The sequence below is a fragment of the Yersinia aleksiciae genome, from assembly GCF_001047675.1.
GTDB lineage: Bacteria > Pseudomonadota > Gammaproteobacteria > Enterobacterales > Enterobacteriaceae > Yersinia > Yersinia aleksiciae.
In genome coordinates this window covers 744509-761249 of sequence record NZ_CP011975.1, presented here as the reverse complement: position 1 = coordinate 761249, position 16741 = coordinate 744509, and the positions used below count along the sequence as shown (strand labels likewise).

Genomic DNA, 16741 nt, shown 5'->3' with positions numbered 1-16741 from the left:
TCCACACAGTATATATTTGATTTATATATTAAAGTTGTACGTTACGGTCTAACTGGATGCCCATTTTTCGTTCAAAAATGGTGGTCGTCAGATCGGTAACCCAGCCGCGGAAGAAGTTGGTGAATAACCCAACCAGGAAGTAGCTCACCGCTAGCGGACCCAGTGGCAGGCCCAGAGTGGTTAACCCACTGGCGATACCTAAGAAAACGAACAACTCACCTGGGTTAATGTGTGGGAACAAACCATTCATTGAGTGACAGCTGTATGAGGCAGCTGCGTAATAACTTGGTTTGTATTTTTCTGGCATAAAGCGCCCGAGACTTAACGTCATCGGGTTACAGAATACAAAGGTCCCGATCAATGGCAGCAGCAGATAACGGGAAACAGGGTTACCCGCGCAACGTTGTGCCAATCGTTCGATTCTATCCTGACCAACAAACTTGATCAGGGCATTCATGATAACTAACAAGCTGATTAGTAAAGGTAAGATCCCGGTGACCATGCCAACAAAAACTTCTCCCCCTTTTTGGAAGAGTCCGATAAACCACTCGGCTCCATGGGTTATAAGTTCAATCATTCTTTTTCTCCTGTAATCGACGTTATGGCTGTTTTTATAAACCTTTGTTATAAGGTTTTGTTATGAAAAGAAATTTTAAAGACCACATGTTAAAATGGTTTCAAAATGCTGGGGTATTAGACTGAACCTCAGTATCTTGTCTATCGCCATGGGTACTACCATAAACATTTTTTAGATCTATTTATCGCATATAGATCACACTTTGAAAGATAAATCTTTCAAAGTGAATATTACAAATAAAAGAAAATTGGATTGAAATGAAAGTTTATTATATAAAAAAAGTAGACTAACAATGACTGAAGCCATGTCAGCATTGGGATGGATAGGTAGAGAGGGAATTAAATATAAGAGAATCATGGGCTAATCTCAGCTAGCCCCTAAGTCAATAATTAGCCAAGCAGTTCGCAGTTAGGGGGTAAGCGGCACTGGATAGCATTGGGGATAATTTCAATGCGGAAATGTTTGCCTGACAATGGCTCACCATCCAAATTAAAAATGATGTCGTGCGGCGCAGTAATTTCCAGCCAAGTCAGATTGGCCTCAATCACATTTTTATTTTTCTCGCCGCTAAAGACACTGGTCAGCAGGGCAGGGAGCAGTTCTTCGGCAGTCAATAATCGTAATTGCAGCAGGCCATCATTAATCAGCGCATCAGGGCAAAGAGGCTGCCCGCCACCGGCTTGCCTGCCATTACCTATTCCTATCACCAATGCATCACCCACCCAGTCGAACTCAGGCCCATGGATTTCACAGCTATCCGCTTTAATTGCATCCATGCGCATCAGGCCATGAATAAAGTAGGAAGCCCCGCCCAGCACCGCTTTGAGTTTCTCCGGTGTTTCCGTGGTGATCCGAGTCCCAAAGCCACCTGTCGCCATATTGATAAAATAGTGCTCGCCATTCACTTGCGCGACATCAATGGTAACTGCGCGACCCTTAACGGCTAATTGTAATGCGTTCTCTATTTGCGGAGGAATGTTGCAGCTGGTGGCAAAATCGTTAGCGGTGCCGAGTGGCAGGATACCTAAATCGGGTCGATTGGCGGCAGGTATGACCATCAATGCGGTTGTCACCTCATTAATCGTGCCATCGCCGCCGCCCGCAATCACGACATCAACATCCAGAACGGCTGCTTCCGCGACATAACGTTTTGCATCACCTTGCTCCCAAGTGACTCGAACATGCAGCGTGACGCCCTCCTCACGTAGGTTTTTGACGGCATTGCGGACATCTAGATTACCTGATTCTTTGCCGTTTAAGATGAGAAGGGCGCAGGGTGTTGAGGTCATGAGTTGCTCCGGATCATTTTGTAATAATTATACCCTTCATCCTTGACGCCGCAGGGTTGTTAGCTACGTTCACGCACCCGAATCACTTACTGGTGTAAGCTCATCGGGATTTATTCACTTGCTGCCTACCTGCATCGCCAATGATTTTGGGTATTCTCTTCGCCCTTGACGCCGCAGGGTTGTTAGCGGACGACCTGCGCTTTGGGTATATCAGATTATTCAAAGAATAATTGAAAATATTAATAATTGTTAGGATTAACCTGGGGTATTTTTATTTTTACTAGAATATAACGTTAACTTGAATAGTTATTACTTGAGGTGGATTTATTATGATGCCAGATTTTTCTTATTATTACTTATTAGGTTAACGAGAATGCCCAATAATAAAAAACGATTTAAATCATATGGATAGATATGAAAAAGAAAAGGCCAGCCCAAGGGAGATTGGGCTAGCCAAGGAGGTGGTTCCTAGTCTTGTTTTAAAACTTTTTTAGTTCTTGATTGTACTCGAACTATGCTACCCCAGCGGCATTATAATTGATGTGATCTAATTCTAATATTTGCTAAAAATGCCACCTTAGCGATGGCACTATTTTTTATTGTCTCACGTTACGCTTTTTCATGGGGATTACGGCTATTTGTTCCGTTCAGATTACGGATCAGCAAGCCATATTCTACATTAATGTCCGCTGGGATAGGCAAATACATGATATGCCCATTACCCGGAGCAATATCCGCTGGCTGACCTTTTTTATCCTGCATGCTCTCCAGTGTGAACTGGATATTGCCGTTTGGCGTCATCAGCTCAACACTATCACCGACCGAAAATTTATTTTTGACCACCACTTCTGCCAAGCCATCACGGCGCACACCGGTAAACTCGCCGACAAATTGCTGGCGCTCTGAAACCGAATAACCGTAGTCGTAAGTTTGTTGATCTTCATGCACGTGACGGCGTAGGAAACCTTCGGTGTAGCCGCGATGAGCCAGACCTTCCAGTGTGGTCAACAGAGTTGGGTCGAAAGGTTTACCCGCGACAGCATCATCAATGGCGCGGCGATAAACCTGCGCGGTGCGGGCGCAATAGTAGAAGGATTTGGTCCGCCCCTCAATTTTCAGCGAATGCACGCCCAATTGGGTCAGGCGCTCTACATGCTGAATAGCGCGCAGGTCTTTTGAGTTCATGATGTAAGTGCCGTGTTCATCCTCTGAGGCAGTCATATACTCCCCTGGACGCTGTGCTTCTTCCAGCATAAACACTTTGTCGGTCGGTGCGCCGATACCCAATGTTGGTTCGACATTCTTCACCGCAATTGGCTGGTGAATATGTACGATATTACCGATATCGTCCTCTTTGCCTTCCTGAACGTTATATTCCCAGCGGCAAGCATTGGTGCAGGTTCCCTGATTTGGATCGCGCTTATTGATATAGCCGGACAGCAAACAACGACCGGAATAGGCCATGCACAATGCGCCGTGGACAAACACCTCCAGTTCCATTGCCGGCACTTGTGCGCGGATTTCCGCGATCTCTTCTAGCGATAACTCACGGGAGAGGATCACACGAGTCAGCCCCATCTGCTGCCAAAATTTGACGGTTGCCCAGTTGACAGCGTTCGCTTGCACTGACAGATGGATATCCATCTCCGGGAAGGCTTCTCGCACCATCATAATCAAACCGGGATCAGACATGATTAGGGCATCCGGCCCCATATCGATCACTGGTTTCAAATCACGCAGAAAGGTCTTCAGTTTGGCGTTGTGGGGGGCAATATTCACCACCACATAGAAGCGCTTGCCCAGCGCATGGGCTTCCTGAATACCTAATGCCAAATTCTCGTGATTGAATTCATTATTGCGCACCCGCAAGCTGTAACGCGGCTGACCGGCATAAACCGCATCTGCGCCGTAAGCGAAGGCATAGCGCATATTTTTAAGTGTGCCAGCAGGGGATAACAGTTCCGGTGTAAAAGGCGTATTAGGGGATAGTGCAGATGACGACATAGTATTGGCTCTCAGTCTGAGTTCAAGTCAGAACCACGCCCGCAGGGGTGGCTAAAAGCCGAGGATTGTAACCTCGCCAACCGTGAAAATCAGCCATCGCACAATTTTTGTAGGGTTTAAATGATTTAGATCAATGTGTCGAGAGAAATGCGCGGTAATTTCCCCGCGCATTTTTGAGTAGCCTTGTTTTAAGCAAAAGACTTAAGTAAAAATTTTGGGTAGAAATGTAGGTAAAATAGCGCTATCGAATAATAAAAATTACAGCGTCAGATCTTTAATTGTGGTGGTGGGGCCATTTTTCATAACAGAGGCAATACCATTTTTGGCGGCAGTTTCGGAACTGTAAGCTTCGCTGACACCAATAACTTGATGGTTTTTCGCTTTCAAAACGAAGTAAGGCTCGTTTTTAGCGTTATGTTTAGACTCGTACTGGCTTTCCAGTGGGGAGTTACTTTGTACTGATGCGATGCCGTTTTCTGCGGAGGCTTTACTGGCATACATCTCACTGGAGAGAATGATTTCGCCATTGCTGGCTTTCAGATTGAAATGGTACTGCCCATTCTTTGCTTTTTTAATCTCATAGTGACCCATGGCCATAGTGTTTCTCCTGTTGGTTGTGATGACTCTAATGAGTGTAGTCAACCTTGACCGAAAGTCAGATCAATGCTCCCTGCACCACCAACATTACTGCATTTTTGATCACGATGAAATTACAGTAAACGACAGATCTCTGCTTCCCAGCGATACCCCATGCCATAAACCGCGCGAATAAAGGGCTTCTCTCCATCGAGCGCCTCCAGCTTGCGCCGCAGATTTTTGATATGGCTATCAATAGTGCGGTCAGTCACTACCCGATAATCATCATAGAGGTTATTGAGCAGCTGTTCACGGCTAAACACATGGCCCGGCTGCGTCGCCAATATTTTCAGCAGACGAAACTCAGCTGGCGTTAGCTCCAGTAAGTGACCCTGATAACTGGCCTGAAAGCGGGATTCATCAATCAGCAGCGGCGCACTCTCACTTGGCTGTTCGCGCTGTTGATGACAGCGACGCAGAATGGTTTTGACCCGCGCGACCACTTCCCGTGGGCTATAGGGTTTGCAGATATAATCATCAGCACCGATCTCCAGCCCCAGCAAGCGGTCAATCTCCTCGGTTTTTGCCGTGACCATCATGATGGGCACATCGGAGAAGCGCCGGATTTCTCGGCAAATGGTAATGCCATCGCTGCCCGGTAACATTAAATCCAGCAAAATAATCGCTGGTGGCGCTTGGCGCACAGCGGCCACGACCTCCGCGCCGTTAGTGATCCACTGGGTGCTGTAACCCGCAGCTTGCAGATAATCGACCAATAACTGGCCGAGCTTAGGTTCATCTTCAACAATCAATACGGAGCCAGACTGGCTGGCAGACTGAAGCGGTTCGTGCATTACCATGAATTACCCTATGGAATGGAAGAGGGGAAATACGACCCTAATCTGCAGCCCCCCCAAAGGTGAATGTGCAGCGCTGATTTTACCCCCATGGGCCTCGACAATTTTTTGGCAAATCGCCAAACCTAACCCTGAGCCACCGCTGGCGCGGTTACGCGAACTTTCGGTACGATAAAAACGCTCAAAAATACGTTGCAACTGTTCATCGCTCAAGCCCGGTTTACTGTCCTGCCAGTGCAACGTCAAATTATCGTCATCGAATCGCGCATTGATCTCTAATTGCCCACCCTCGTTAGTATAACGCAAACTGTTTTCCAGCAAATTGTGGAACAGTTGATTCAAGCGGTCGGGATCGCCAAAGATGACCGCCTGCTCCGGCAAGTTGGTCATAACAGTGATGTTCTTGCTTTGGAAGCGGCCATGGAAGCTGGCAACGGCAATTTGTAGCAGCCGCACAGCATCCAACTGAGTTTTGCGGTAGGCCAATGCCCCGTGGTCCGAGAGCGACAACTGATGCAGGTCATTGACCAGCTTGGTGAGTATGCCGACCTCCGCTTGCAGTGAAATCAAGGATTCAGGTGTCGGTTGGCGCACACCATCTTGCAGGGCTTCCAGTTCACCGCGCAAAACCGCCAGTGGGGTGCGTAATTCATGGGAGACATCGGCCATGAAATCGCGCCGCATCTGCTCATTTTTCTCTAGCGAACTGGCGAGCTGGTTAAAGTCCTGCGCCAGACGGCCCAGTTCATCACGGCTGCTGACAGCCACGCGGGCACTGAAATCCCCAGCGGCCAGCCGATGAGTACCTTCCACCAAGCGTTTTACCGGTGCCAGCATGCCGCGAGATAAAAGCCAGGTCACGGCGGCGGCCAGTAGCGTCGATAGAGCCACAATCATCCAACTGGTGCGGCGCTGTTGCAGATCAAAGTTAATATCGGCATTGCGGGTGAGTTTTTCCGGCGGCGTAGACATCACCCAGCCCACCACCTGCTTATTCACCGTTATCGCCTGACGGCTGGCCTCTTTGGGTACCCGGTCGGTGCGCCCGGCCAGCAAATTATTGTGCTCATCCACCACCCAAAACTGGGTGCGCCAGCCATGTGGGGGAAGATTGTGACTGCTATTACCGCTTTGTTCGAAAGATCGCATGATCTGATAAATAATTTGATCATTGTTGCGCAGAAAATCCCAGTTGCCGTAGTGCTGGTATTGCACCTCAAGGGCATCTGCCAGCATGGAAATCCGCTGTTCATTGCTCTGCTTGATGTAATCAATAAAACCGCGCTCGAAGCTGGCTCTCACTCCCCAATGCATGGTAACCAGCACTAACATGCAGGTGGCAAATATCGCCATAAACAGTTTTCCGGTAATGCCGATCCTCATGTGTTCACCTGTCTCTTTCGGTTCGCTGACTTTGCGGGGCGCGGGCCAGATTGCGATTGGTACCGGTATCCGGTGGCACGCGGTTAAATATCAGGGCGGGCAGGGCAATAATGATTGCCATACACAGGTAGCTGTATAAGAACGCGCTGTGCGTTGCCGCCGTATTTGTCACTACCTGATTATGCGCAAATAAGCCTAATAATATCCCGGCAGTACTGACTCCCAGACTCATAGAGAGCTGCATCACCATCGACAGCAAACTGTTGCCACTGCTGGCCAGGCGGTCTGGCAGGTCTTTCAGGGTTAAGGTATTCATGGTGGAGAAGCGCAACGCATTGAGCATTCCCTGGAAAAATAGCACTACTGGCAGCAGCAACGTCCAGCCCATCAGTGCCACCACTGGGAAGCTGAAAGTCACCATGGCGAGCAGCAGTGTGGCGCTGACCAATACTTTTCGATAGCCGAAGCGATTGACCACGCGCACGATAATGCGCTTCATCCCCATGCTGCCGATAATCATCGGGATCATCATTAATCCAGCATGGAACGGGGAGAACCCTAACCCGATTTGCATGAAGATCGGCGTCATAAACGGCAACATGCCGCTACCGATACGGGCGCTCATACTGGCAATCAAGCCAAGCGAATAAGACCTGTTTTTGAACAGCCGCAGTGTAAACAGAGCCGAGCTATTACCTCGGGCATGCCACCAGTAACCCAGCAGTGCCAGTATCCCGCACAGCACCAGACCCGCAATCGCCAGTGGCGATAAGCCCAATCCCTTGTGACCATCCAGCGCCAGTGTCAGGGTCGCCATGCCGATAGCCAGCATGATAAAACCGCTGATATCAAAGCGACGAGTGCGCATGGTGTAATTGGGCATCAATATCAAGGTCGCCAGTGCGCCAATCACGCCAACGGGCAGATTAATCAGGAAGATCCAGTGCCAACTGGCGTACTCCACCAGAAAGCCCCCCAGCGCGGGGCCGACCAGCGGCCCAATCTGGCCGGGTAACGTCACGAAAGCCATCGCCGACATATATTGCTCGCGCGGCACAATTTTCATCACTGTCAGGCGGCCAACCGGCACCATCATTGCGCCGCCAACCCCTTGGACCACGCGAGAGGTGATCAGCTGATTCAGGGTTTCAGCTTGCGCGCACAGCAGTGAGCCGAGGGTGAACAGGATAATCGCTGAGAAAAATACCCATTTAACGCCAATGCGATCCGCCAGCCAACCACTGGCGGGCAGCATAACCGCCACTGTCAGCACATAGGAGACGATCACCGACTGCATGCGCAGCGGGTTCTCGCCCAGACTCGCCGCCATGGAGGGCAGGGCGGTGTTGACGATGGTGGTGTCCAGCGTTTGCATGAAGAAGCCGAAGGCAACGATCCAGAGTTGCCAGCGAATACCCGTCATCTTTCAAACCGCAGATGCGTTGGCTGCACTCGGTCGCCCGAATCACTTACTGGTGTAAGCTCATCGGGACTATTTCGCTTGCCGCCTTCCTGCAGATTGAAATCTATAGGGTATTCAGTGCTGTGCCTCTTTCCAAACCGCAGATGCGTTGGCTGCACTCGGTCGCCCGAATCACTTACTGGTGTAAGCTCATCGGGACTATTTCGCTTGCCGCCTTCCTGCAGATTGAAATCTATAGGGTATTCAGTGCTGTGCCTCTTTCCAAACCGCAGATGCGTTGGCTGCACTCGGTCGCCCGAATCACTTACTGGTGTAAGCTCATCGGGACTATTTCGCTTGCCGCCTTCCTGCAGATTGAAATCTATAGGGTATTCAGTGCTGTGCCTCTTTCCAAACCGCAGATGCGTTGGCTGCACTCGGTCGCCCGAATCACTTACTGGTGTAAGCTCATCGGGACTATTTCGCTTGCCGCCTTCCTGCAGATTGAAATCTATAGGGTATTCAGTGCTGTGCCTTTTTCCAAACCGCAGATGCGTTGGCTGCACTCGGTCGCCCGAATCACTTACTGGTGTAAGCTCATCGGGACTATTTCGCTTGCCGCCTTCCTGCAGATTGAAATCTATAGGGTATTCAGTGCTGTGCCTCTTTCCAAACCGCAGATGCGTTAGCTGCACTCGGTCGCCCGAATCACTTACTGGTGTAAGCTCATCGGGACTATTTCGCTTGCCGCCTTCCTGCAGATTGAAATCTATAGGGTATTCAGTGCGGTGCCTCTTTCCAAACCGCAGATGCGTTGGCCGCACTCGGTCGCCCGAATCACTTACTGGTGTAAGCTCATCGGGACTATTTCGCTTGCCGCCTTCCTGCAGATTGAAATCTATAGGGTATTCAGTGCGGTGCCTCTTTCCAAACCGCAGATGCGTTGGCCGCACTCGGTCGCCCGAATCACTTACTGGTGTAAGCTCATCGGGACTTTCTCGCTTGCCGCCTTCCTGCAGGTTGAAATCTATAGGGTGCGCCATTATTCCAGTCTCGTAAGCGGCTGTTTGCTAAAGCGACTGCGCAGTCGGTCAAAGTAGAGGTAAACCACTGGGGTGGTATACAGGGTGAGCAACTGGCTGACCACCAACCCGCCGACAATGGTAATCCCCAGCGGTTGGCGCAACTCCGCGCCATCGCCACTGCCCAGAACCAGCGGCAACGCGCCGAATAAGGCCGCCAGTGTGGTCATCAGAATCGGCCTAAAGCGCAACAAACTGGCTTGGAAAATAGCATCACGGGCGCTGATATTGCCGTTACGTTGCGCATCAAGGGCAAAATCCACCATCATGATAGCGTTCTTTTTCACGATACCAATCAACAACATAATGCCGATCAGTGCGATAAGACTAAAGGGCGCATCAAACAGCTCTAGCGCCAGCAGTGCCCCTACGCCCGCGGAGGGCAGCGTAGACAGGATGGTCAGCGGATGCACATAGCTCTCGTACAGAATCCCGAGCACGATATAGACGGTGGCGATGGCCGCCATAATCAGCCATAGCTGAGATTTCAGCGTCTCCTGGAATACTTGCGCGGTACCGGTAAATGTCCCGCGTACGGTCGAAGGCACGCCGAGTTCGGTCATTGCCCGCTCAACGGCGGCGGTCGCTTCAGATAAACTGCCGCCGTCTGGTAAGTTAAACGAGATAGTCGACGCAGCAGATAAACCCTGATGATTGACCGCCAGCGGCGCGTTGGCAGGCCGCCACTTGGCGAAATAGGAGAGCGGAATGGATTGGCCGTTGCTATTAATGACAAACATTTTGTCCAGCGAACTCACATCCTGCGTGTATTGCGGCGCGACTTCCATCACCACCTTATATTGGTTCAACGGCTGATAAATGGTGGAGATCTGCCGCTGACCAAAGGCATTGTTCAGCAGGGCATTGGCATCGGCGACATCAATCCCCAGCCGCGCCATGGTTTCGCGATCGTAAGTGAGCGCAATCTCAGCGCCTTTATCTTGCTGATCGGAGTTAACATCCGCCAGTTCCGGCAGTTTTGCCAGCGCCGCCCGCACTTTCGGTTCCCACTCGCGAAGCGCGGTCAGATCGTCGGCCAGCAGGGTAAATTGGTAGCTGGCATTGGCTTGACGGCCCCCGACGCGGATATCTTGTACGGGTGCCAGAAACAGGCTGGCACCGGGTTCTTTGGCTAATTTGGCCCGTAAGCGGGTGATAATTTGCTGGGCAGTTTCGCTACGTTCACTCAGGGGTTTGAGCGAGATAAACATCGATCCGCTGTTGGTGCGCGAGCCGCCAGTAAAACCGGTCACATTGTCGACCGCCGGATCATCATTGACGATCTTCATGAAATCTTTCAGCTTCTGCTGCATCGCCTGGAAAGAGATACTCTGATCGGCTTGGATAAAGCCCATCATGCGGCCAGTATCCTGCTCGGGGAAAAAGGTTTTCGGGATACTGATATAGAGCCAAACATTCAGCGCGATAGTGGAAAGCAGCACAACCATCACCCAGCGCGTATGGCCCAGCACCCAATTAAGTGAGCGTCCATAACCCCGCTGAATCGCCAGCAGCACTTTACCAAAACCACGAATACGTTGTTGCTGACCCGCAGGCTGCGCGCGCAGCAAGTGGGCACACATCATGGGGGTCAGGGTCAGAGAGATGACCAGTGATATCCCGATCGCCACCGACAGCGTAATGGCAAACTCGCGGAACAATCGGCCCGGTAGCCCCTCCATCAGCAGCAGGGGGATAAACACCGCCACCAGTGAGATACTCATCGACAGCACGGTAAATCCAACTTCGCGCACCCCGCGCAGGGCGGCCACCATGGGTTTCATCCCCGCTTCCAGATGGCGGGAGATATTCTCCAGCACCACAATGGCGTCATCGACCACAAAACCGGTGGCGATGGTCAGCGCCATCAGTGACAGGTTATTGAGGCTAAAACCGCACAGATACATGGCAGTAAAGGTCCCGATCAGTGACACCGGTACCGCAACCGCGGGGATCAAGGTAGCGCGGCCTGATCGCAGAAACAGGAACACCACCAGAATCACCAGCGCCACGGCGATGATCAGTGAGCGCTCCACCTCTTCCAGCGAGGCGCGGATGGTCGGGGAGCGATCTTGCGCAATTTTTAACTCAATTGAGGCGGGGATCGAAGCCCGCAGGGCCGGAAGTTCCGCCCGAATTCGGTCCACGGTGGCGATAATATTCGCCCCCGGTTCACGGCTGATCACCAGCAGTACCGCTGATTTACCGTCGGACATCCCCGCGTTGCGCACATCCTGCACCGAGTCCACCACGTTAGCGACATCCTGCAAGCGCACTGGCGACCCATTGTTGTAGTGAATGATCAGTGGGCGATAACCCTCGGCGGTTTTGATCTCATCATTGGCCTGCACTTGCCAGTGCTGCTCACTGCTATCGACAGAGCCTTGCGGGCGGCGCACGTTGGCGGCACTGATGGCCTGACGCACCGCATCGAGTGAAACACCCTGATTGAACAGGGCGCTGGGGTTCAGTTCCACCCGCACCGCTGGTAGGGAGCTACCACCGACGCTAACATCACTGACGCCTTCGGTCTGGGCTATCTTCTGCGCCAGTTTGGTCGAGGCGAAGTCATACAACTGGCCCTGAGTGAAGGTATCCGAGGTCAGCGTCATGATCATGATTGGCGCATCCGACGGGTTCATCTTGCGGTAGGTCGGACGATTTGGCATCCCGGTCGGCAGCAAGCTTTGTGCAGCATTCAGCGCCGCCTGCACATCACGGGCTGCGCCGTTGATATCGCGGTTGAGATCAAATTGCAGAATGATCCGCGTGCTGCCCAGTGAACTGGTCGAGGTCATTTCATTGACCCCAGCAATTCTTCCCAAGGCGCGCTCCAGCGGCGTGGCGATGGAGGAGGCCATGGTTTCCGGATCGGCACCGGGCATAGAGGCACTGACTGCAATCACTGGGTAATCAACCTGCGGCAACGGCGATACCGGCAATAAGCTAAAGCCGATAATGCCGCTCAGGGTGATAGCCAGTGTCAGCAGGGTGGTCGCCACCGGGCGCTGGATGAACAGAGCAAAGAATTTCACGGCAGTTCCCGTCCATTCGGTAATGCAGGTGAATCAATATCCTCGTGATTATGGGTATTGCGCGCCAGTCGATCGAACAGCAAATAGATCACTGGCGTGGTAAACAGGGTCAGTACTTGGCTGACAATCAACCCGCCGACCATACAGACCCCCAGCGGCTGGCGTAATTCGGCGCCGGCTCCGGTACTGAGCATCAAAGGCAAGGCACCGAACAGCGCGGCCAGAGTGGTCATCAGAATCGGGCGGAAACGCAGCAAGCAGGCCTGATAGATCGCATCATAAGGGCTCATGCCCTGATCCCGCTCGGCGGCTAGCGCAAAGTCGATCATCATGATCGCATTCTTCTTCACGATGCCGATCAGCAGGATGATGCCGATGATGGCGATCACATCCAGCTCATGCCCAGTCAGCATCAGTGCCAGCAATGCCCCGACTCCCGCCGTTGGCAGGGTGGACAAAATAGTCACCGGATGAATAAAGCTCTCGTACAACACGCCGAGCACGATATACATCGCCACAATGGCGGCGATAATCAGCCACAAGGTGCTGCCGAGTGCCGCCTGAAACGCCAACGTCGAGCCTTGGAAGCGGGTGGTGATATCCGCTGGCAGTTGGATAGCCTGCTCAGCTTGCGTCACGGCTTCCACCGCTTCACCGAGGGAGTAGCCCTGCGCCACATTGAAAGAGATGGTGGCTGACGGGAACTGATTCAGATGGTTGATCGACAGCGGTCCGAAGCGCTCTTCAATGGTGGCAATGCTGCTCAGCGGCACCCCTTTGCCGTCGCTGCCAGTCAGGCGGATATCATTGAAGGCCGCCAGCCCCGGCGTGGCTTGCACGTCATGCTCCAGCACCACCCGATACTGATTGGCTTGGGTATAAATAGTGGAGATAAGCCGCTGACCAAAGGCGTTATACAGCGCACTGTCGATGGCCGCCATAGTGATGCCTAAACGGCTGGCGCTGTCGCGGTCCACATTGACAAAGGCCACTAGCCCCTGATCCTGCCAGTCACTTGTCACATCTTGGAAAGGCGCTTGCTGCTGCAACTCGCTAATCAGCTTCGGCACCCAGGTGCTCAGCTCTTCGAGGGAGGTGGCTTGTAGGGTGAACTGATACTGTGTGCGGCTCAGTTGGGTATCAATGGTCAAATCTTGTACCGGCTGCAAATAGAGCTTAATGCCCGGAATGCTGGCGACACTCTCCTGCAAGCGGGTAATCACCTGTGGGATGCGGTCAGCTCGCTCAGCCAGTGGCTTAAGGTTAATCTGCAATCGGCCATTGTTGAGGGTGGCATTGGTACCATCGACGCCGACGAATGAGGTCAGGCTCTCCACCGCCGGATCTTTGAGGATGATGGCGGCCACCTGCTGCTGGCGCTCAGCCATATTACTGAACGAAACGGATTGCGGCGCTTCCAGTGTGCCTTGAATCAGCCCGTTGTCCTGCAAGGGGAAGAAGCCTTTGGGCATCAGCAAGTAGAGCAGCACCGTCAGCACCAGTGTGCTCAGTGCCACACCCAAGGTGAACCACTGATGCTTCAGCACTTTTTTCAGCGCCACCGCATAGTGGGCTATCACCCAGTCGAAGAACTTCTCACTGGCGCGCGACAGGCGATTTTGTTTGCGCAGTGACTCATAACTGAGCATCCGTGCGCACATCATCGGGGTGAGTGTCAGTGAGACCACCGCTGAAATCAGGATCGCCACCGCCAGGGTGACGGCGAACTCGCGGAACAGTCGGCCGACGATATCGCCCATAAACAGCAGCGGAATCAACACCGCAATCAATGAGAAGGTCAGTGAGATAATGGTAAATCCAATCTCTCCGGCCCCTTTCAGCGCCGCATCCAGCGGTTTCTCGCCTTTTTCGATATAGCGGGAGATGTTCTCAATGACCACAATGGCATCATCGACCACAAAGCCGGTGGCAATGGTCAGGGCCATCAAGGTGAGGTTATTGATTGAAAAACCAAGGAAATACATCGCAGCGAAGGTGCCGATCAATGACAGCGGCACCGCGACACTGGGGATAAGAGTGGCGGCGGCATTGCGCAGGAACAGGTAAATCACCATCACCACCAAGGCGATCGACAGCAGCAACTCAAACTGCACGTCACTGACCGAGGCGCGGATAGTGGTGGTGCGGTCGGTCAGGATTTTGACATCCACCGACTTCGGCAGACTCTTAATCAGCTCCGGCAGCATCTCGCGGATACTGTCGGCGGTGGCTATCACGTTAACCCCCGGCTGGCGCTGGATATTCAGCACAATCGCCTGCTGGCTATTGGCCCACGCGGCCAGCTTGTTATTCTCCGCACCCTGCTCAATGGTGGCGACATCCTGCAAGCGGATCGGTGCGCCGTTTTGGTAGGCCACGATCAGGTCACGGTAATCCTCGGCGGATTTCATCTGGTCATTGGCTGACAAGGTCACTGAGCGGGTTGGCCCATCGAGGCTACCTTTGGCGGAGTTGACGTTGGCATTGCTGATAGCGGTGCGAATGGTTTCACTATCCAGCCCCAAGGCGGCGACGGCGGGCGCATTCAGCTTCACGCGCACGGCAGGGCGCTGGCCGCCAGAGATGGTGACCAGACCGACGCCAGTGACTTGCGAGATTTTCTGCGCAATGCGGGTCTCCACCATATCTTCCACTTGGGTCATCGGGATCGCCGTGGAGGTGACCGCCAGTGTCAGGATCGGCGGATCAGCCGGGTTCACTTTGCTGTAAATCGGCGGATAGGGCAGATCACTTGGCAGCAGATTGGTGGCGGAGTTAATCGCCGCTTGCACCTCTTGCTCCGCCACATCGAGCGGCAGAGTGAGCTGGAATTGCAGCGTGATCACCGATGCACCGCCAGAACTTTGCGATGCCATCTGCTTCAGGCCAGACATCTGACCAAACTGGCGCTCCAGCGGGGCGGTGATGGAGGAGGTCACCACATCCGGACTGGCACCGGGATAGAGTGTCACCACCTGAATTGTCGGGTAATCCACCTCCGGCAGAGCGGAAACCGGCAAGGCGCGGTAGCCGATAATCCCCGCCAGCAAAATAGCAACCATAAACAGTGTGGTGGCGACGGGGCGCAGAATAAACAGCCGTGAGGGGCCACCACCGGGGGTTGGAGGCATCACTTGCATCAGGATCTCTCCGCCGTGGTGGTTTTGCCTGTGTGTGCATCTGCGGCAGCTCTTCTGCCGGTGCGCGTGCCTTTTTGTTCAGCGGCAGGGGCGGCGGCCCCCGCTTTTTCTGTCTCGGCGGAACGCGGTGTGACCACTTCCACCTGCAAACCTTCCGTCAGGCGGTCGATACCGTCAGTGACCACGCGCTGACCGGCATTCAGGCCGGAGCTGATCACCACTTGTTTGCTGTCTTGGATACCGGTGGTCACCAGATGCTTGCTGACCTTATTCTCATCATTGAGTGTCCAGACAAAGCTGCCTTCGTTGCCCATCTGTACGGCGGCAGTTGGGACCACCACGGCGTTTTGCAGCAAATCTACCTTGATGCGGGCATTGACAAACTGGTTCGGGAACAAAGTGTCATCTTCATTGGCGAAGCGTGCTTTCAGCTTAATGGTGCCGGTAGTGGTATCAATCTGGTTATCAATACTGAGCAGATAGCCCTGCGCCAATAGCTGTTTGTTGGTACGATCCCAGGCTTCAACCGGCACGGTGCTGTTATTTTGGGCCGCATTTTTCTGCGCTTGCATGATGGCGGGGATATCACTTTCCGGCAGGGTAAAGACCACATCAACCGGATGCGTTTGGGTGATCACCACAATAGGTGTGGCGGTGCCACTGGTGATGTAATTGCCGACATCCACCTGTTTCAGCCCCACTTTGCCAGAGATCGGCGCGGTAATGCGGCTGTAGGTCAGTTGCAGCTCGGCACTGTCGATCGCCCCTTGATCAGCTTTCACGCTGCCTTCGCTCTGGCGCACCAGCGAGGCTTGGGTATCCAGATCCTGCTGTGAGATCAAGCCGGTTTTAGCCAGCTTCTGGTAGCGGGCCAGATCACGGCGTGCGTTATCGAGTGTGGCCTGATCTTTGGCGAGTTGGCCCTGTGCTTGGGTCAGTTGCACTTGGTAAGGGCGCGGATCGATCTCCACCAGTAAATCCCCCGCCTTAACCTGCTGGCCTTCGGTAAAGTGAATCGCCATTAACTGACCATCGACACGGCTGGTGACGGTAACGGTATTGGCTGCAAGCACGGTGCCTAAACCGCTGAGATAGCGCGGCACCGCTTGCTCGGTGGCAGTGGCGGCTTGCACCGGAGACATCGGCATATTACGGCGACCACCGGCTCGTGCAGGGCTGCTCCCAGTGGTGGCTTGTTGCGCCCCCACAGCGGTGCTTGCAGGGGTGGCACTGAAGTGGCGCCAGACAAATAGAGCAACAATAATCGCCACCGCTACTCCCAATAACATCAGTAACCGAGAGGTGCGTTTAGATTGAGCTTTCATGATGGCGGAGAATTCCTTCTGATAATCTGGTTGGCTGCAACATAAATGCATAAGTTAATCTTTGGATATCT

The 16741-nt window shown here is 52.9% G+C and carries 11 protein-coding genes; 1 reads left to right on the top strand and 10 read right to left on the bottom strand.

Going from position 1 to position 16741, the window contains the following annotated elements; all coding sequences use genetic code 11:
* Positions 1-28: 28 nt before the first annotated feature.
* From srlA to mdtD, 7 genes are all read right to left on the bottom strand, one after another.
* Entirely contained in the window at positions 29-577 is a 549-nt protein-coding gene (srlA, locus tag ACZ76_RS03620; RefSeq protein WP_048616893.1) for a PTS glucitol/sorbitol transporter subunit IIC, read from the bottom strand.
* Positions 578-966: 389 nt separating this feature from the next.
* A complete protein-coding gene (gene yegS, locus ACZ76_RS03615; RefSeq protein WP_048616891.1) occupies positions 967-1866 on the bottom strand; it encodes a lipid kinase YegS in 900 nt (299 codons plus the stop codon).
* A gap of 609 nt (positions 1867-2475) precedes the next feature.
* Positions 2476-3795: a prephenate-dependent tRNA uridine(34) hydroxylase TrhP gene (trhP, locus tag ACZ76_RS03610; RefSeq protein ID WP_412179160.1), complete on the bottom strand. Its 1320-nt coding sequence runs from the start codon at positions 3793-3795 to the stop codon at positions 2476-2478.
* A gap of 333 nt (positions 3796-4128) precedes the next feature.
* Entirely contained in the window at positions 4129-4467 is a 339-nt protein-coding gene (locus tag ACZ76_RS03605; RefSeq protein WP_048616885.1) for a YegP family protein, read from the bottom strand.
* A gap of 113 nt (positions 4468-4580) precedes the next feature.
* Entirely contained in the window at positions 4581-5300 is a 720-nt protein-coding gene (baeR, locus tag ACZ76_RS03600) for an envelope stress response regulator BaeR (protein WP_048620180.1), read from the bottom strand.
* 9 nt (positions 5301-5309) lie between these two features.
* On the bottom strand, positions 5310-6686 hold the full coding sequence (gene baeS, locus ACZ76_RS03595) for an envelope stress sensor histidine kinase BaeS (RefSeq protein ID WP_048616884.1): 1377 nt from the start codon (positions 6684-6686) through the stop codon (positions 5310-5312).
* A 4-nt stretch (positions 6687-6690) separates the two neighbouring features.
* Positions 6691-8109, bottom strand: coding sequence for an MFS transporter (gene mdtD, locus ACZ76_RS03590; protein ID WP_048616882.1), 1419 nt, complete (start codon positions 8107-8109; stop codon positions 6691-6693).
* Between the two features lie 14 nt (positions 8110-8123).
* On the opposite strand from mdtD, the gene ACZ76_RS18960 reads away from it, so the two are divergent.
* On the top strand, positions 8124-8777 hold the full coding sequence (locus ACZ76_RS18960) for a hypothetical protein (protein WP_144413887.1): 654 nt from the start codon (positions 8124-8126) through the stop codon (positions 8775-8777).
* Between the two features lie 353 nt (positions 8778-9130).
* On the opposite strand, the gene mdtC is transcribed toward ACZ76_RS18960, so the two are convergent.
* Genes mdtC through ACZ76_RS03570 form a run of 3 tightly spaced genes read right to left on the bottom strand, consistent with a single transcriptional unit; the run spans position 9131 to position 16670 of the window.
* The gene (gene mdtC, locus ACZ76_RS03580; RefSeq protein WP_048616880.1) at positions 9131-12205 is read right to left on the bottom strand and encodes a multidrug efflux RND transporter permease subunit MdtC; all 3075 of its coding nucleotides are present in this window, start codon (positions 12203-12205) and stop codon (positions 9131-9133) included.
* Positions 12202-15345 (bottom strand): MdtB/MuxB family multidrug efflux RND transporter permease subunit, encoded by a 3144-nt coding sequence (locus ACZ76_RS03575; protein ID WP_048616878.1) that lies wholly within the window; start codon positions 15343-15345, stop codon positions 12202-12204. Before ACZ76_RS03575 ends, mdtC begins: the two co-directional genes overlap by 4 nt.
* Positions 15345-16670 (bottom strand): MdtA/MuxA family multidrug efflux RND transporter periplasmic adaptor subunit, encoded by a 1326-nt coding sequence (locus tag ACZ76_RS03570; RefSeq protein WP_048620178.1) that lies wholly within the window; start codon positions 16668-16670, stop codon positions 15345-15347. Before ACZ76_RS03570 ends, ACZ76_RS03575 begins: the two co-directional genes overlap by 1 nt.
* Positions 16671-16741: the final 71 nt, after the last annotated feature.